The 17,535-nt window shown below is 40.3% G+C and carries 21 protein-coding genes and 1 pseudogene; 13 read left to right on the top strand and 9 right to left on the bottom strand.

Going from position 1 to position 17,535, the window contains the following annotated elements; translation table 11 throughout:
• Positions 1-68: 68 nt before the first annotated feature.
• The 10 genes and pseudogenes from ACQ5H4_RS20690 to ACQ5H4_RS20645 form a co-directional block, all read left to right on the top strand.
• Positions 69-1,136: pseudogene (locus ACQ5H4_RS20690) on the top strand (HAMP domain-containing protein); the annotation flags it as partial.
• Positions 1,128-2,075, top strand: coding sequence for a methyl-accepting chemotaxis protein (locus tag ACQ5H4_RS20685; RefSeq protein ID WP_430776880.1), 948 nt, complete (start codon positions 1,128-1,130; stop codon positions 2,073-2,075). The pseudogene ACQ5H4_RS20690 and the gene ACQ5H4_RS20685, both read left to right, overlap by 9 nt.
• A 102-nt stretch (positions 2,076-2,177) precedes the next feature.
• Positions 2,178-2,981: a nucleotidyltransferase domain-containing protein gene (locus ACQ5H4_RS20680; RefSeq protein WP_430776854.1), complete on the top strand. Its 804-nt coding sequence runs from the start codon at positions 2,178-2,180 to the stop codon at positions 2,979-2,981.
• A 97-nt stretch (positions 2,982-3,078) separates the two neighbouring features.
• Positions 3,079-3,255, top strand: coding sequence for a DUF3934 family protein (locus tag ACQ5H4_RS20675; protein WP_430776853.1), 177 nt, complete (start codon positions 3,079-3,081; stop codon positions 3,253-3,255).
• Positions 3,256-3,279: 24 nt separating this feature from the next.
• Positions 3,280-3,786, top strand: coding sequence for a YfiT family bacillithiol transferase (locus ACQ5H4_RS20670; RefSeq protein ID WP_430776852.1), 507 nt, complete (start codon positions 3,280-3,282; stop codon positions 3,784-3,786).
• A 635-nt stretch (positions 3,787-4,421) separates the two neighbouring features.
• Positions 4,422-5,372 (top strand): ABC transporter permease, encoded by a 951-nt coding sequence (locus ACQ5H4_RS20665; protein WP_430776851.1) that lies wholly within the window; start codon positions 4,422-4,424, stop codon positions 5,370-5,372.
• Positions 5,365-6,315 carry an iron chelate uptake ABC transporter family permease subunit gene (locus ACQ5H4_RS20660; protein WP_430776850.1) on the top strand — a complete coding sequence of 317 codons (951 nt, stop codon included), beginning with the start codon at positions 5,365-5,367 and terminating at the stop codon, positions 6,313-6,315. Before ACQ5H4_RS20665 ends, ACQ5H4_RS20660 begins: the two co-directional genes overlap by 8 nt.
• Positions 6,312-7,073 (top strand): iron ABC transporter ATP-binding protein, encoded by a 762-nt coding sequence (locus tag ACQ5H4_RS20655; protein ID WP_119706704.1) that lies wholly within the window; start codon positions 6,312-6,314, stop codon positions 7,071-7,073. The genes ACQ5H4_RS20660 and ACQ5H4_RS20655 overlap by 4 nt, the downstream gene beginning before the upstream one ends.
• 16 nt (positions 7,074-7,089) lie before the next feature.
• On the top strand, positions 7,090-8,049 hold the full coding sequence (locus ACQ5H4_RS20650; RefSeq protein ID WP_430776848.1) for a siderophore ABC transporter substrate-binding protein: 960 nt from the start codon (positions 7,090-7,092) through the stop codon (positions 8,047-8,049).
• Between the two features lie 52 nt (positions 8,050-8,101).
• Complete coding sequence (locus ACQ5H4_RS20645; protein WP_430776847.1) at positions 8,102-8,407, top strand: antibiotic biosynthesis monooxygenase family protein; 306 nt, start codon at positions 8,102-8,104, stop codon at positions 8,405-8,407.
• A gap of 27 nt (positions 8,408-8,434) precedes the next feature.
• Here ACQ5H4_RS20645 and ACQ5H4_RS20640 read toward each other — a convergent pair whose 3' ends face one another.
• The 3 genes from ACQ5H4_RS20640 to ACQ5H4_RS20630 are packed head-to-tail and all read right to left on the bottom strand — an operon-like array spanning position 8,435 to position 9,776.
• Complete coding sequence (locus ACQ5H4_RS20640; protein ID WP_430776846.1) at positions 8,435-9,121, bottom strand: DUF421 domain-containing protein; 687 nt, start codon at positions 9,119-9,121, stop codon at positions 8,435-8,437.
• Between the two features lie 57 nt (positions 9,122-9,178).
• The gene (locus tag ACQ5H4_RS20635) at positions 9,179-9,568 is read right to left on the bottom strand and encodes a spore coat protein (protein ID WP_430776845.1); all 390 of its coding nucleotides are present in this window, start codon (positions 9,566-9,568) and stop codon (positions 9,179-9,181) included.
• A gap of 4 nt (positions 9,569-9,572) precedes the next feature.
• Complete coding sequence (locus ACQ5H4_RS20630) at positions 9,573-9,776, bottom strand: hypothetical protein (protein WP_430776844.1); 204 nt, start codon at positions 9,774-9,776, stop codon at positions 9,573-9,575.
• A 135-nt stretch (positions 9,777-9,911) separates the two neighbouring features.
• Here ACQ5H4_RS20630 and ACQ5H4_RS20625 point away from each other — a divergent pair, with 135 nt between their 5' ends.
• Entirely contained in the window at positions 9,912-10,046 is a 135-nt protein-coding gene (locus ACQ5H4_RS20625; RefSeq protein WP_430776843.1) for a hypothetical protein, read from the top strand.
• Positions 10,047-10,098: 52 nt separating this feature from the next.
• Here ACQ5H4_RS20625 and ACQ5H4_RS20620 read toward each other — a convergent pair whose 3' ends face one another.
• Positions 10,099-10,371 (bottom strand): acylphosphatase, encoded by a 273-nt coding sequence (locus ACQ5H4_RS20620; protein ID WP_430776842.1) that lies wholly within the window; start codon positions 10,369-10,371, stop codon positions 10,099-10,101.
• A gap of 205 nt (positions 10,372-10,576) precedes the next feature.
• On the opposite strand from ACQ5H4_RS20620, the gene ACQ5H4_RS20615 reads away from it, so the two are divergent.
• Positions 10,577-10,708, top strand: a complete 132-nt coding sequence (locus ACQ5H4_RS20615; protein ID WP_340902399.1) for a DUF6254 family protein — start codon at positions 10,577-10,579, stop codon at positions 10,706-10,708.
• Between the two features lie 27 nt (positions 10,709-10,735).
• Here the strand turns inward: ACQ5H4_RS20615 and ACQ5H4_RS20610 are convergent, their stop codons facing one another.
• From ACQ5H4_RS20610 to ACQ5H4_RS20590, 5 genes are all read right to left on the bottom strand, one after another.
• Complete coding sequence (locus tag ACQ5H4_RS20610; protein ID WP_430776841.1) at positions 10,736-10,957, bottom strand: hypothetical protein; 222 nt, start codon at positions 10,955-10,957, stop codon at positions 10,736-10,738.
• A gap of 456 nt (positions 10,958-11,413) precedes the next feature.
• Positions 11,414-12,643, bottom strand: coding sequence for an aminopeptidase (locus tag ACQ5H4_RS20605; RefSeq protein WP_430776840.1), 1,230 nt, complete (start codon positions 12,641-12,643; stop codon positions 11,414-11,416).
• Between the two features lie 322 nt (positions 12,644-12,965).
• Positions 12,966-14,249, bottom strand: coding sequence for an MDR family MFS transporter (locus ACQ5H4_RS20600; RefSeq protein WP_430776839.1), 1,284 nt, complete (start codon positions 14,247-14,249; stop codon positions 12,966-12,968).
• Positions 14,250-14,452: 203 nt separating this feature from the next.
• Complete coding sequence (locus tag ACQ5H4_RS20595) at positions 14,453-16,543, bottom strand: DNA topoisomerase III (protein ID WP_430776838.1); 2,091 nt, start codon at positions 16,541-16,543, stop codon at positions 14,453-14,455.
• 117 nt (positions 16,544-16,660) lie between these two features.
• Complete coding sequence (locus ACQ5H4_RS20590) at positions 16,661-16,825, bottom strand: hypothetical protein (RefSeq protein WP_430776837.1); 165 nt, start codon at positions 16,823-16,825, stop codon at positions 16,661-16,663.
• Between the two features lie 142 nt (positions 16,826-16,967).
• Between ACQ5H4_RS20590 and ACQ5H4_RS20585 the strand changes: the two genes are divergently transcribed.
• A complete protein-coding gene (locus ACQ5H4_RS20585; protein ID WP_430776836.1) occupies positions 16,968-17,528 on the top strand; it encodes a peroxiredoxin in 561 nt (186 codons plus the stop codon).
• Positions 17,529-17,535: the final 7 nt, after the last annotated feature.

The following is a 17,535-nucleotide window of genomic DNA, read 5'->3' as shown; positions in this document are numbered from 1 at the left end:
TCGACAAAATCCTTCAAATTTCTTCAACCTGTGACGATATAAAGGAAAAACATCATTGGAGTGAGGATATGTTCAAGAAAATACAAACCAAGATTATGCTAACAGTCAGTATCCTTATAGCTGTTACGTTACTAGTTGTTTCAACTGTGACGTTTTTTAAAACAAAGGATGAAATCTTGACTAGCGTGAGTTCGAGTTCGAGTGCTCAAGTAGATAGCTTAAAGAGCAATATTGACTTATACTTACATTTTTATGGAAGTTCGGTGGACCGCTATAGTAAAGATAGCCGTATTATCGATTACTTAAAGCAAGTGAAAGCGAACGAGCAGAATGGCTTAAGCACGTATTGGCCTATCGTTGACAAAGACTTTCAAGAGTTTATGAACCTTAATAAAAATGCTGCAACCATTTATGTTGGAGCAGAAACGAAGCAGTTTACGACTACCCCTGTGATTGAGCTGCCACCAGATTATGATCCTACGGGAAGACCTTGGTACACAGCAGCCGTTCAATCATCAGGTGAAACGATCTGGACAGATCCATATGAGGATGCGAGCTCAGGAGAATATGTTGTAACAGTAGCGCAGGCAGTTATTGACCCAGAAACGAAGGACACTCTTGGGGTTATTGGGATGGACATTAGCCTTGCAGGGCTTTCTGGAATCATCAAAGAAACAAAAGTCGGTTATAGTGGGTATTCTTTATTATTAGATAAAAATGGAATGGCTTTAGTTCATCCTAAGGAACAAGGAAAAGATGTTAGTAAAAAAGCCTATTTTTCAACTGTGAATAGTGGAGAAAAAGGGGCAACTTCGTATACAGAGGGTGGGACGGATTTCGAACTCTACTTCCAAACACTCGATCAAACCGGTTGGAAGGTCGGAATGGTATATGAGACGAAAAACGTACTAGAAAGTGCCAAAAGCCTTCAAGATACGATCCTCATCATTGCAGCGATCGCTATTATGATTGGTCTTGTGATTACCTATTTCCTGTCAAAAAGTATTGCAAAACCAATCTCTCTATTAAACAGGCAAGTTCAAGAGGTAGCAGCAGGTGATTTGACGATTCATGTGGAGAGCAAATCAAAGGATGAAACCGGTCAATTGACCGATCATTTTAACATCATGGTTGAAAACATGCGTGAGCTTATAGCCTCTGTAGAAAAATCTGTAGACAGTGTAAACGACTCAGCTTCTAACTTAACAGCCGTATCAGAGGAAACCATTGCGGCAAGTGAAGAGGTGGCTAGAGCAACAGGAGAGATTGCCACAGGTGCGTATCAGCAAGCACAGGATGCGGAGGGAGCAAACCAAAAGGCAGTCGGATTATCGACACAAATCGAAAAAGTAAAAGATAATGTGGATGAAATGACTGGTTTGTCCAAGCAAGCCGAAGTGACGAATGTAAAAGGCTTGGAGCAAATGAACTTTTTAAGACAACGAGCCGTAGAAAGCGATGAGGTCATTAAGAGTGTTGGGACAGTTATTCATAACCTAGACTCAAAGGTGAAGGAAATTGAAAAGGTCATTCATTCGATTACAGAGATTTCCGATCAAACGAATCTTCTAGCCTTGAATGCGAGTATAGAAGCAGCTCGAGCGGGTGAAAGTGGAAAAGGGTTTGCTGTTGTTGCTGATGAGGTAAGAAAGCTGGCTGAACAATCAGCGAAAGCAGCACACCAAGTCAAACAAACGATCTCAAGTATCGAAAAAGAAACACAGCATGTTGTGAAGGAAATGGAGCAAACAGTAGCCATTTCAGAACTACAAAGCAAGGCTGTTGGTCAAACCGAGGTAGCGTTTAATGATATTTCACAAACGATTCATGCGATTGTCTCTTCCATTGGATCGATCAGAGGTGATATCGACCATATCAATGATTTAAAGGATGATGTAGTCGCTTCGATTCAAAGCATCGCTTCCGTTGCTGAGCACTCAGCAGTAGCTTCAGACAAGGTAAGCGAATCGACAGAAGAGCAAGTCCGTGCGCTCGATTCGGTTACACAATCAGCTATTGAGTTGAATGAAGCAAGTTCACAGCTTGCTGAAATGATTAAGAAATTTAAAATATAGCAATAGACCGGTGGGGTAAGTCCTGCCGGTTTTTTTTCGATGTAGTGGATAGTATTGGTTTTCTTTTATCTGCCCATTATGATAAAAGAAAAGAGGGATTTCATGAAGGAACATATAATAGAGGTTCTTCAGCAAATTGAGCGAGAATATGATGTTAAAGTATTGTTCGCATGCGAGTCGGGAAGTCGGGCTTGGGGATTTCCTTCCATGGATAGTGATTATGATGTGAGATTTTTATATGTACATACAAAGGAATGGTATTTGTCCATTGACCAGGGAAGAGACGTAATTGAAGTGCCATCAAAAGACTCTCTTTCCAACCCGGTTCATCCACTTTTAGACATGAGTGGGTGGGAGTTGACGAAAGCATTAAGATTGTACCGAAAGTCTAACCCGCCATTTTTCGAGTGGCTTCATTCTGACATTGTTTATTATGAACAATATTCAACTCTAGAAAAATTGTTAGCCGTCGAACAGAAGGTGTTTTCGCCTGTAACCTGTCTCTACCATTATGTTCGTATGGCGAAAAGAAACTTCCGTTCGTACCTTTTAGAAGAAGAAGTACATTATAAAAAGTACTTTACGATTCTGCGTCCTCTTTTGGCAGGGAAGTGGATTATTTTGAATCATACCTTTCCACCGATTAAGTTTGAAAACCTTGTACAGAAACTGGTTCCCATGGGTCAGGTAAGGCAATCGATTGAAGAACTCGTCTCCCATAAAAAAGAGAGAAAAGAGCACTCATTCCAGTTAGAACCTCCAATTAAAGTTCTTAATGACTACCTACAACAAGAGATTGAGTACATGGAACGTATGACGAAAAACATGAAGGTAAGTGAAAAAGACACATCCACACCTTTACTCAATGAGATTTTTAGAGAGTTATTAGAGCAAGCTTGGAAGTAATTTAGTCCACTCTAAATTGGAAAACTCAGCATATCATCCTCCAATAAGTTAAAACTAGTTTATAATATAAGATAGAATAGCAATGGAGTGATCAGAATTGGCGAGAGTAAAAGCAAAGAGCAAGAGTGGAGTAGGCAAAGGTACAGGAAAAAAAGGCTGGACGCGTTGGCAGGCTGGAGCAAAAAAAGCGAAGAATGCAAAGCCATATAAAAGTAAAGGTGTGAAGCATGGTTCAGGTATGGAGAAAGGAACTTCGGACCAAGCAGATCAATAAATAGGTGATGGGGAGAGGTTGTAGATGGATGAGAGATACCCGATTGGGACGTTTCAGGTTGAGGGAGAGATCAATAGAACGTTAACTCACCACTGGATAGAGGAAATCGCAAGCTTGCCTAAAAAGCTAAGAGGAGCTGTTTCAGGCTTAAGCGAAGAACAGCTTGATACACCATACCGTGACGGTGGTTGGACGATTCGGCAGGTGGTGCACCATATTGCCGATAGCCATATGAACGCCTATATTCGTTTTAAGCTGGCCTTAACTGAAGACAGCCCTGTTATTAAGCCATACGAGGAAGCGAGATGGGCGGAGTTAGAAGACTCGAAGCTACCGGTGGAGGTGTCTTTAACACTTATTGAGTCTGTTCACACAAGATTAGTAGCACTTCTAAAAAGCGTGAGTGAAGAAGAAATGAAACGAACCTTCGTACACCCAGATGCAGGGATCGTGACAGTAGAGAAAAATATCGGATTGTACGCCTGGCATGGAAATCATCATCTAGCCCATATTACTAATGCAAAGCTGTAACCCTTTAGGGTAAAGGGGTCTGTTTCGGTACTTTCTTGTTAAAATACACAAGAATTGACGTATGAATTGCATACGTCTTTTCTTTATGTCATTTACAGTACCGTTTTGAGTACCTGCTTCTAGGTTCAAGAGGGTCTGCACTTATCTATCGGTTGAGCTGATAGACGGAGAGATTCCGCTTAATTATTAATTATTATTAAAAAAGAGCTTAAATAAACGGAGAAATTCCGCCTATTGGCTCGAAAAAGTCAAAAAGGAGCGATTTTTCTTTGCATAATCGGAAAAACTCCCCTTATTTACCCCGAAATGAGGCTCCATTCTGCATCTAACCGGAAACTCTCCGCTTATTCTACTTTTGCTAGTTACTCAATTAAGGACAAAACATTTTATTTATAAAGAGTTTTTGTATATTTTTAGTTTGTTATATAAACTCAGTGAAATCTACTATTGTCATAAAATTTTCACAACTTAAGAAACCCATTTGTACCAAGTAAAAGAGAGGTATTAATTTGGGTAAAATTTCAATTTTTCATGAAAAACATTCTCAATAAGGTTGACACTAATTATGTATAAATATATGATAGAACTTATGATAATGATTCTCATTATTAGATATTTGATAAAGAGGAGAGCCGATGAAGAAAAGATACTTACTACTTGCGTTACTTATTCTTTCAGTTCTATCTCTTTTTGTAGGGGTAAGCAGCATTTCTCCAAAGATGTTACTTGACTTTCAATCAGAAGAAACTGAGATCTTTTTAATTAGTCGCGTTCCAAGGTTAATTGCTATATTGCTAGCTGGAGCTGGGATGAGTATTGCTGGTTTGATCATGCAGCAATTAAGTAGAAACAAATTTGTTTCACCGACAACCGCTGGGACATTAGATGCGACAAGGCTAGGAATTCTTGTATCGATGCTATTTTTTGCGAATGCAACGATGCTTCAAAAGATGGGAATCGCCTTTGCCTTTGCTTTAGCAGGGACATTTCTTTTTATGCAAATCCTGGACAGAATTAAGTTCAAGGATGCTATATTTATCCCATTGGTCGGACTCATGTTCGGAAATATTTTATCATCGGTTGCTACGTTCTTTGCGTATCGGGCAGATGTGATTCAGAATATGTCCGCTTGGCTACAGGGAGATTTTTCAATGATTATGAAAGGCCGCTACGAACTGTTGTACATAAGTATACCGGTGTTATTAGTAGCTTACTTATATGCTAATCGCTTCACAGTTGCTGGTATGGGTGAGGATTTTTCCAAAAACCTCGGTCTTGCCTATAAGCGAGTCGTGAATATAGGTTTGGTATTAGTGGCTCTTATTACGGTGACTGTGGTTCTTACAGTCGGAGTTATTCCTTTTTTAGGCTTAATTATTCCGAATATTATTTCTATTTTAAAAGGAGACCATTTGCAAAAGACCTTGCCTCATACGGCCTTATTAGGAGCAATCTTCCTTCTAATAACTGATATTCTTGGCCGAGTCATTATTTACCCATATGAGATATCTATCTCTTTAATGGTCGGTGTGATCGGCAGTGGAATCTTCCTATTCTTGTTGTTCCGGAGGAAGGCGTATGCGTAACTCAACCAAGAATATATTACTGACTGTGGCTGCAATAGCCGTTTGTGCTCTTTATTTATTTCATGATTTGAATGGAAGTTATGATTATGCTCTTCCAAGAAGAGGATTCAAGGTCATTGCGATGATTTTAACAGGGGTGGCTATCGCTTATTCCACTGTTGTATTTCAAACGATTACCCACAACCGAATCCTCACTCCGAGTATTATGGGGCTAGACTCCCTTTACATGCTTATCCAAACCGTGATTATTTTCTTCTTGGGTTCAACCCATTTTACGGTTACGAACAAGCAAGTGAATTTCGGAATTTCAGTGGTAGCGATGATTGTTTTCGCACTATTACTCTATCGATTTCTTTTTAAGAAAGGAAATCAACCAATCTACTTTTTGTTGTTGATTGGAATTATCGTAGGGACATTTTTCTCGAGCATCTCGACATTCTTACAGGTATTGATTGATCCGAATGAATTCCAAATTGTACAAGATCGAATGTTTGCAAGCTTTAATAATGTCAATACCGATATTTTATGGATTGCCATAGGGATTATAGGATTATTAATTCTTTATGCTTGGCGATATACTACTTATTTAGATGTGCTGTCTCTAGGTAGGGATAATGCTGTTAATTTAGGTGTCAATTATGATTCATTAGTAAAGAAAATGCTCATACTTGTTGCTGTGTTTATTTCCGTCTCAACCGCACTTGTCGGTCCGATTACGTTTTTTGGATTGATTGTAGCTAACCTGTCTTATCAATTGTTTGGTACCTATAAACATAAGATTCTGATCAGCGGAGCTGGTTTGATTAGTGTCATTGCCCTTGTTGGTGGTCAATGGGTGGTAGAAAGAGTCTTTACTTTTTCAACGACACTTAGCGTTATTATCAACTTCATTGGTGGAGTGTACTTCATTTATTTACTGCTAAAGGAGAGTCGATCATCTTGATCCAAGTTCAAGCCCTTTCGAAGTTTTATGGAAAAAAGAAAGTCGTAGAAGATGTAACTGTCTCGATTCAAAGAGGAAAGATTACTTCTTTTATCGGCCCGAACGGAGCAGGAAAGTCCACTCTGTTATCGATGGTCAGTCGTCTTTTAGATGCAGATACAGGTGAAGTGCTCATTGATCAATCGAATATTAAAAAGATGAAGTCGAATGATTTTTCAAAAATTGTATCGATCTTAAAGCAATCGAACTATATGAATGTACGTTTAACCATTCGTGAGTTGGTTTCATTCGGTCGCTTCCCATATTCAAAAGGTCGCTTAACGGCTGAGGATGAGAAAATGGTTGATCAAGCAATCGAATATATGGCGTTAAAGGACATGGAAGACAGATACTTAGATGAGTTGTCAGGGGGACAAAAGCAGCGAGCATTTATCGCGATGGTTATTGCCCAAGACACCGAGTATATCTTGTTGGATGAGCCACTAAATAATCTGGATATGAAGCATTCTGTACAGATTATGAAAATTTTACGCCGTCTGGTGGATGAACTTGGAAAAACGGTCGTGATCGTACTTCATGATATTAATTTTGCTTCTGTCTACTCGGATCGTATCGTTGCTCTAAAGGATGGTAAGGTCGTAAAAGATGGACCAACGAATGAAATCATCCAATCAAAAGCTTTGAAAGAAATTTATGATATGGATATTCCGATACAAGAAATGAACAATTGCAGAATCTGCGTGTACTTTAATTCATAAAAAAGGGGATAGAAAGATGAAAAAGGTAGGTTTATTTTCTCTTATTTTCACAATGCTTTTCTTATTAGCTGCGTGTGGAGGCAAAGAAGAAGCGAGCACGACTGCTAGCACAGAAGGAGAAAAAACTGAAGAAGAGTCAAAAGAAGTAACCATTACTCACGAATATGGTGAAGTAACTGTAGAGAAGAGCCCTAAGAAGGTAGTAGTATTTGATTTTGGTGTTCTTGATACATTAGATGCATTTGGGGTAGAAGTGGCTGGTGTACCACAAGCAGTTATTCCAAAAAGCTTAGAAAAATATGCTGGTTCTGAATATACAAATGTAGGTGGATTAAAAGAGCCTGATTTTGAAGCAATTCATCACTTAGAGCCAGATGTGATCTTTATCTCTGCAAGACAAGCGGAACTATATGATCAATTTGCAGAGATCGCTCCAACCGTATTTATCGATGTGGATTATGCAAACTATATGTCTTCACTTGAAAAGAACTTTGATCTTTTAGCAGAAATCTTTGAAAAAGAAGATGTTCTTGCTTCGAAAATGGAGGAGCTAAAAGCAAGCATCGAAGACCTTAACAAGGAAGCTTCAGCTTCTGAAAGCAAAGCACTGATTTTATTAGCAAATGAAGGAAAAGTAAGCGCATATGGACCAAGCTCACGCTACGGATTTGTACATGATGTGTTTGGCTTTAAAGCAGCAGATGAAAATATTGAAGTATCTCAACACGGTCAAAGCATTACATTTGAATACATTTTAGAGAAAAATCCAGATGTTATTTTTGTTATTGATCGCTCTGCTGCCGTTGGTGGAGAAGTGGGGGCAAAAGAAACGATTGAAAATGAGTTAGTGAAGAAAACAAGCGCATATAAAAATGGAAAGATTATTTACTTAGATGCAGTGAACTGGTACATCGCAGGAAATGGTGTTCAATCCACTCAATCGATGGTAGAGGAAGTAAAAGCTGCACTTAAATAAAGCGTGATAGCCGGACTTTGTTCCGGCTTTTTACAAAAAGGAGGCCATCTAAATGTTTTATCAAATGAAAAAAATCGTTGTTGAAGAAGGACACTCTTCAAAGATAATCGAGCGCTTTTCGAAGCAAGGCGGATTGATGTCAGAGCAGCCAGGTTTTATTGATAAGCAAGTTCTATTGAAGAAAAGTCGTCGTGGGAACGAAGAAGTGATCGTTATGATTCGCTGGGAATCTGAATCAGCTTGGAAAAATTGGGAAAAGCACCCTGATCATATTGCTGGGCATAAAGCCAATGCTGGAAAACCAAAGCCCGAGTATGTGGTAGAGTCAAGCCAGGATGTATATGAGTCACAAGAATAATTGAAGGCACCTTATAGGGTGTCTTTTTTACGTCTTATCTTTAGTAATGTCCAGATAAACCTTTCCTAGCTCATCGATCTGACCAACCGTTACGTTTTTGACTTTTTGAATGTTCTGTTCTTTGAGGATAGAATTCATCCAGGATGGATCCTTCCCGGCAGCCTCAAGGCTCTCCATCATAATTTTCCCATCAATAATAAACGTTTGTGGTATTCCACGGGAGATCGGATTGATTTTGAAGTCAATATTTTTCGTATACTGTTGTGTTCCTTTCTTTTGAGCTGAAACCGTTCCATCCGTCTCAAGAAAGGCAAACTCTACTTCATCCAGATAAAATATATTTTTCTTTCGAAGAAGAAAAAGGAGGTCATCCACCGTTAATCGTGCTTTTAACATTCCTTCTTCTTGAATTTTGCCATTCTTAATAATAAGCAATGGTTCCCCGTTAAAGAGTTTTCTTGTAGCATAAACTTTAATGGATAACACATCAGTGATGAGAGCAATTAGGGCAAAAAGGATAATTCCGTAAATTCCAATACTAATAGGAATCGTATTGTTAAAAGCAAAAGAGGCTCCGAGGGAACCAATCGTAATGCCAGCAACAAAATCAAAAAACGTCATTTGTGCGATTAACTTTTTTCCTAAAATACGAGACATGATGAACAGTGTAATAAATGTAAAGGTGATTCGTAAGGAAGCATCCAAGAAAGTCATATAAAGATTCCCTCCATTTGTTTAAGCCTTGAAGGAAATACCTTCAAGGCTAAGTAATTATTGTAGGTTTAAAGCTGTTTGGGCAGCTTGCTGATCAAGTCGTAATTGTTCAAGAACATCCACTGGGTGATAGTACCCTTTGTTAATCATGTAGTTGGTTATCTGCTCATGAGAACGAATGGTATCGTTTAGTTGTTCTGTCAAAGCTTGACGTAACTCTGGTGTTGCACATTCAGAAATGGCAATGGCGTAATTTTTGATAGCTGATTTAGCTGCCATTAATAAATCGGTAGCAATTACTTGCTCAGTCATTGCACTCATTTGACCTGATTGGTTTGCACCAGTCATACGATCACCCATGCCAGCTTGAGTTAAGTTATATGGACTTGAAACCATCGGGTCAACGCTTTGCAAAGAATTATTGTTATTTTGTCCAGACTGGTCCATTGAGTTATTGCTCCTTTCGTGGTACAAACTGTTGCAATGTTTGAATATGACTTTTTGTTTGACTAACATCTTGTTTAAGAAGATTCATGAGGTCATTATCTTGTACAAATCCACTCATCGTGGAGGATTTTGTTAGACACAGACTTTTAAATGCCATCAGTTCATGTAGTTCAAGGGTTTCGTGTACGCCGAGTGTTATGGTTTTCATTTAATAGACACCTCCTTTTGTGCACAAAGCTAATATGTGCAATTTTAGAGTCGAAGTTCCTGGTAATTTATTGGGAAAAGTTTTGTAGGCTTGATCATTTCTTGTTTGGGAAAGGTAGAGAGGGAGGTGAGCGAATTGAAGAAAAAATCCGAGAAGCAATTTAAGACAAACTCCTATGAGGTAGATATTGAAACCAAAGGGACGACACATTTAAAGAATGCTCCGAAGCCTCATGGTTATGGGGGACGAATAACGGAAGATAGTGAGTAGATGTTTAAAAAATAAACTGGCCAATTAATCACCTTGGCCAGTTTGTTGTTGCCTAATATTTAATCTTAAAGGAAGGATATGGATCGGTTTTCTCCCTTGTATGTATTTCCATGTTGTTGACCTTTGAGAAAGGATTTCCTTCCCGTATGGACTCTATAAAAAGCTGGAGGTCTTCAGGCTGACCGACAGCGATGATTTCTACGCTGCCATCCTCCATATTTTTTACCCAGCCGGTGACTCCATATTGTGCTGCTCTCATTTGCGTATAGTAACGAAAGCCAACCCCTTGAACTTTACCAGAAACGACAATATGTAACTGGTCCACGTTATTCACTCCTAAATTCATCTTAACAATTTAATATATGTAGTTTCATCCTCCCACAATTCGAATTTCATTGCAATAGCCTCTTTCAGTTATACTGGTTATTGAAGTTCATCTGGTTTTTGTTTGTAAAAACCAAGATGATTACATAAGTTGCAGTAGTTCCTGAGAAAATATATAAGAAGTTATTTGAAAAGGAGCATCTGTGATGACAAAATCAAAGAGTCAAGAAGAACGCCAGTGGAGGCAGAGAAAAGAGAATCAACATCCTCATGGAAAAGTAAAAAGCTTTGAGGAATTGGGTGCTGGAGTAGAAGGGAAAAACAACGACAATAAGTAAAGCATGAGGACTTCCCTCATGCTTTTTTTATCGTTTTTTCTTTTTGGAGTTGTCTAGGACGGCAAGTTTATTTTTATTAACTGCTTCAAGAGCAACATATACATGAACAACCTTTTCATCGATGGGTGATACAGCAGTAATCTTTCCTTTTCGCCCTTTGATCTTTACATTTTCCCCTTCTGAAGGGAGATTTTTAAGTAACTGAGTTAATAAAACATTTCTATTATCATAATACGTTACAACATACATCTAGACCTCTCCTATTCCTTTTAAGAGTATGGAATCATCCATGTTATAAAATATAGGAAAATCGGAGGGTTTAGACCATGTGAGGGGAAATTTTTATTATTTGGTACGGTAGAGAAAAGGCTGATTTCCGCTCCAGGCGCTTGCTTTCCGGGGGGCGGGCGGTGAGCCTCCTCATCGCTTTGCTCTTGCGGGGTCTCACCTGTCCCGCTGGATCCCCCAGGAGTCAAGCACCTTCCGCTCCAATCAGCAGTTTAGCTGTTAAAGATTGACTAGGAAAACTTGTGCTATAAGGATTTAAATTCCAAAAACCATGTTTGCCCTCAAGGTAGTAAAATTACGCATAAAAAACACCCCGTAAATGTAGTTTGGTGTCTAACATTTACGGGGCAGTTCAATTTTACGAATTTGTCTACAGTCAGAGGCTTGGTTTTGGAACCAAGCCTCTGGAGTATCTAGTTAGAAAGCCCAATTTCCGTTTCGGAATACGGGTTCTGTTTGGTCATCTTTTGTAATTCCATCGATGTTCATTTCAGCTGAGCCGATCATGAAATCAACATGTGTGATGCTTTCGTTGAGACCATTTTTCTCAAGATCTTCAGCAGACATCGTTTTTCCACCTTCGATACAGAATGCGTAGGCACTTCCGATCGCTAAGTGGTTGGATGCATTTTCGTCGAAAAGGGTGTTGTAGAAAAGTACATTGGATTGAGAGATGGGTGATTGGAACGGTACCAATGCGACTTCTCCTAAATAATGTGAGCCTTCATCTGTATCAACAAGGCGTTTTAAAATATCCTCGCCTTGCTCGGCTTTCACATCGACAATGCGCCCATTTTCAAAAGTAATGGTGAAGTTATCAATAATATTTCCACCGTAGCTAAGCGGTTTGGTGCTTGCTACATATCCGTTCACTCCTGTTCTGTGTGGAACAGTAAACACTTCTTCTGTAGGCATATTAGCCATAAACTGGTTACCTTGTTCGTTAATGCTACCAGCGCCCACCCAAATATGTTTGTCTGGAAGTTCAATCGTTAAATCTGTTCCAGGAGCCGTATAGTGTAGCTTTTTATAGCGACGATCGTTTAAATAAGCAACTTTCTCATGAAGGGTTTCGTCATGCTTTTTCCATGCTTCGACCGGATTGTCTAAGTCTGCACGTGTCGCTTTAAAAATTGCCTCCCATAGAAGACTTACTTGTTCTTCAGGTGCTGCGTCTGGGAATACTTTAGCAGCCCAAGCAGGAGAAGGTGTGGCAATCACCGTCCAGCTTACTTTATCTGATTGGATTTTTTTACGGTAATTGCTTAATGCTGTACCCGCAGCTTTTTGAAAGTTTGCAATACGCTCAGGGTTGACACCTTTTAATAGGTCAGGACCTGAAGAAACGATGGACATGAAGGCAGCGCCTTTGTCGGCAAGATCTTCCATTTCACGAGCCCGCCATTCTGGGTACTCGTTAAAAGCAGCATCAGGTGCTAATTCGTACTTGGTACGTGTGACTTCATCGTCTTGCCAGTTGACGATAACATTATGGGCACCAACTTCGTAGGCATTGCGTACCACTAGGCGAACAAATTCAGCTGAGTCGAGTGTTGTATTGATAACGAGGGTCTGGTTAGGCTGGACGTTCACGCCCACTTTAACAGCTAGCTCTGCATATTTTTCTAAATTAGCTTGAAAGCTCATATGTATAGTCTCCTTTTTTGTGGATTCTTCTTTCTTATTGTATTCGTTTTTTCGAGAAAAAGAAAACAAATTCGCCACCCGAAAGGTTTTTTTATACAGGCAGTTTTCGTAAAGTTTGTTGTTTTGGAAAAATCCCAAAAGCCGGCTTTTTCCCCGCATAACGCTGGGTTTATTGGTCTATTTGAAGAGTAGCTCTTTTCTAAGGATGAAAATATTCTGATTGGCTGCCGAAACAACAAGTTTATCTCCTAAAAATAGTGTAAATAGCAACAATGTTTTAGAAAAGAGCCTTTGTACATGATCGGGTGGGGACTAATAGTACTTAGGCAGAGCCTTTTACATCTGATAAAGGTTGTTGCTTTTGGTCCAGCCGTGAAAACATAATCCAATAGATAACTGCACTACCGATGGCAAGAATGGCAATGGTAAAGAAGGTCCATTCATATCCGATCCACACGGTCAAAGGAATGGAGATCGGTGCAATGGTTCGACCAATGGTGTATCGAAGACTTGCTGCAGCGAAGTATTGTCCTCTCATATGCTCAGGGGCTATTTTTGAAATAAAGCTTTGCTGTAACCCTGCAACAAGCAGTTCTGCTAGAGTGAATATAGCCATTGCGAATACAAGTCCCCATATCCATTCTGTTTGGCCAAATGCGATAATGGCGATGGCATATAGTAGGGAAGAGATGATAAATACATTTCTTTCCTGAAAACCAATGACCCATTTAGTAATAGCTACGGTTAAAAGAGCAACAAGCAAGCCGTTTTCTGCAAGGATGAAACCAAAGGCTTGTTCACCACCGACGCTTAATGACCAATTGCCGATTGTTAGGAGAGATTGGTTATGAACGACTTCCTTTGTATAGACAGGGATGAGCAAGTCGAGCTGCATAAAGGTTTGTGCGGCTAGTATCCCAGCGGTGATAAATAAAAGGAAGGTTCGATCCTTGATAATGACTTTATAGTCACGAAGCTGATTACCAACGAACGAATACCATTTCGTAGTGGTGCTTTCCTTATGCTCGTAAGTTGGTGCGGTTTCACGTGTCCATTTTTGTAGGACGGCTGCTAGACCGACACATATAATTCCTGCGATAAGGAGAAGCTCAAAGCGGTGATTCACATAGAAAATCGCACCCAGTAGAGGACCGATTACGACTGCGATGTTTATCGATGTATAAAAGACGGCAAACACTCTGCTTCGGTTTTCCTCGTCGACCACATCAGCCACCATGGCCTGACTAGCTGGCCAGTAGATAGATCCGAAAAAACCAACAAATGAGAAACAAAGGAAGCCGATCCATGGAGACTGAAGCCACGGTGAATCAGCCAGTCCGAACAACATAAAGCATATTCCTTGTCCGAAAGCAGAAAAAACCATCATTCGTTTACGACCGTATCGATCGGCACAATAACCACCTATAAGATTGGCAAAAACCGATAAAACCTGTGAAAGAATTAACAACAAACCAGCGAGGCTTTTACCGAACTCATCGGCAAAATAGATCGTTAAAAAGGGAAAAAACATCCAAAAGGTAATATTCATTAACGCCTCACCAAACAAACGAACCTTCAAATTGGAATCCCAATCACGTATTCTCATGCTGCAAACCTCCTCAATGCGGTGACAACTGCGGTGTCAGACACCCACCGTGGACAAAACCCCCCAATCTGTCTTTTGAGGGTGTCTGTCACCGCTCGTGGACAGATTGCCCTGATTTGTCCGTGTGGGGTGGGCAATTTTGTTCCTGAAAAAACGCTTAGGTGCCTGAGGGCGCCTAAGCGTTCCTTTTATATTTATAATTTTTAATCTTTCTTTTCTAATGCTGCTTTTAATAAGTCTCCGAGGCTGTTTCCGAAGTTGTCGTCCGTTTGTGAGTACTTTTGGACAAGCTTTCGTTCCTCGCGTTTATTGACTGCTTTCTTTCGTTCCTCTGCTTTTTCGACCACATTGCACTTGCGGCATTGGAAGTACAAGCCTGCTTTTCCTTCGTGCATTTCCATTTTCTTTTTACACTGAGGACAGCGGCGGTTAGAAAGCTTTGGATCCTTTCGCTTCCGGTAGTTACATTCCGAGCTTGAGCAAACAAGAATCTTACCCTCTTTAGTATTTCTCTCTTTCAACAAAGATTGGCACTCAGGGCATTTGGAGCCTGTTAAGTTATGAGCACGATACGATTTATCGCTCGTCTTAATTTCAGAGATCAATTGCTCGGTTTGCTTACGAATTCGTTTTAAAAATTGCTTCGGATCTCCTTTGCCACGTGAGATGGCTTCAAGCTCTTTTTCCCATTTTGCGGTAAGCTCTGGAGAGGTAAGCTCCTCATTCACGAGGTCCATCAATTGCTTTCCTTTAGGAGTCGGATGTAAACGTCCATTCTTCCGTTCAACGACCTCAGTCTCAATAATTCTTTCAATGATCTCTGCGCGAGTCGCAGGGGTTCCGAGCCCGTATTTCTCCATTTGACCTAAAATATCAGACTCCGAAAATCGTGCAGGAGGTTCGGTTAGCTTTTTCTCGGCTTGAACCTGACCGATCGAGAAGGACTGTCCATTCGTGATCTGTCCAAGCTTTTGCCCGCTTAACTCTTCGTCTTTTCCTGTTATAGCTTTAAAACCTGCATCAACCACGACCGTTTCCTTCGTAGAGAAGGACTCCCCGTTCACATCAAACACGGCACGAACGGTTTCGTACTGATAGGCAGGGTAAAAAAGTGCAAGGAACCGCTTCACGATTAAATCGTAGAGTTTTCGTTCATCTGACTCTAAATCACGAAGGAATAATCGCTCTTCTGTAGGGATAATGGCATGATGGTCTGTTACTTTCTCATTATTAAACACTCGTTTTGCGAGTACTTTCCCTTTGTTAGCAAGAATGCTACGTACTTCTTCCTTATAACCACCCGCAATCGCTTCGACACGATCAAGCATAGTCGCTTCCATATCCGTTGTAAGGTAACGTGAGTCAGTACGAGGGTAGGTTACGAGCTTATGCTGCTCATACAATTTTTGCAGAACACTCGATGTCTTTTTCGCTGAAAAGCCAAAGCGTTTGTTGGCATCACGTTGAAGTTCCGTTAAATCATACGGCAGAGGCTGTTGTTCAGACTTTGCGGTACGATTGATCGACTGAACAACCGCTTTTTGCCCTTTGCCCTTTGCTACAATACGATCTGCTTTGTCCTGGGAGAAAATTCGCTTTTCCCCATTTTCCTCCCAATCGGCTTTCAGAGGTCCAATTTGGGCGGAAATCGTCCAGTATTCTTGCGGCTTAAATGTCTGAATGGCTTTTTCGCGTTCCATTACTAACGCAAGAGTAGGAGTTTGCACTCGACCTGCAGAGAGTGGGTCCTTATATTTAGTCGTTAAAGCACGAGTAACATTAAGTCCAATCAACCAATCGGCTTCTGCTCGACAAACCGCGGATGCATATAAATTTTCATATTCGCTTCCCGGACGGAGCTTAGCAAATCCTTCTTTAATCGAACGATCCGTATGGGATGAGATCCACAAACGCTTAATAGGTTTATTCCAGCGGATTTTTTCTAAAATCCAGCGCGCAACAAGCTCCCCTTCACGTCCTGCGTCGGTGGCAATGATGCATTCCTTCACATCTTTACGTTTGGCAAGAGACTCGATCGCTTTATACTGATGAGAGGTTTGTTTCATAACCTTTAGCCCCATCTTATCAGGGATAATCGGCAGGTCTTCTAAATTCCATTGCATGTATTTCGTATCGTAATGCTCAGGCATTTTTAACTCAATTAAATGTCCAAGCGCCCAAGTGACAATATACTTCGGCCCTTCAATATAGCTTTTATGTGTTTGTGAACAACCAAGAACGCGCGCAATTTCTCTAGCTACGCTTGGCTTTTCAGCAAGTACAAGTGATTTCATTATTTATCCTCCGAATTTCCATTTGCTCGGGATAAGTATACAGGAAAACGAAAGAAAAGGGGAATAAGAAAAGCTCATGGCACTGGTCAAATAAGAAAGACCTTGCGATTGCAAGGTCTATTCGACGTCTTTAGTTTCCACTCGGTTTTTAAACGCTTCACGTACGACAAGAAATTCCTCATCGCCAATTGCGTCCTTTGTATGTTTTTCAACAAGAGTCCCTTCAGGAAACTTCCCAGGATGTCCCTTTTTCTTATGCTCAAATTCTTTTCCGCGACCCATTTTTCCACACTCCTTTCCTCCAAATTAGCTTTTCCGGAAAAATTCCCTTCTATGTAGAAAAGAAACAGGACAGTTCAGAAGGTTCATGCATATTTATAGAAAGTAATGGGTTGTGAATTTTTAAAAAGGGAGGGGGATCTAAGTGACCAATCAATCTCAAAATGAACAACAGCCATTTTATGCGACTCGAGACGATCAAGCTCCAACATTTACGACAAATGGATTTGTAAATGGAGAAATCAAATCATTTGAACTTGAGCAATATAAAGGGAAATGGCTTCTATTATTTTTCTATCCAAGTGACTTTACACCCGTCTGAGAGACAGAACTAGCAGCGGTCGCTGCTGTTTACCCATATTTTCAGGGAATGAATGTCGAGATTTTGGCTATTAGCACAGATAGCATCTATTCACATAAAGTGTTTCGTGAAACCACTCCCTCTTTACAAAATGTCTACTACCCTATGTTGAGTGACAGAACTCATGCGATCTCCAAATCGTATCGAGTACTGGATGAGAAAACAGGAGCTGCGTTTAGAACCTCTTTTTTTATAGATCCGGAACAGATCATTGTTGCTAAGCTCGTCTATCCGAGGGAAGTCGGACGAAACCTTTATGAACATGTAAGGCTTATGCAGGCCCTTCAACATGCAAAAAATACCGGTAAAGGTGTCCCAGCAAACTGGATGCCTGATCAAAGTTAGAAAACAA

Origin of the sequence: Bacillus coreaensis (assembly GCF_050586445.1) — a bacterium.
Taxonomy (GTDB): domain Bacteria; phylum Bacillota; class Bacilli; order Bacillales; family Cytobacillaceae; genus Robertmurraya_A; species Robertmurraya_A coreaensis.
This window is presented reverse-complemented; position numbering and strand designations above follow the sequence as displayed.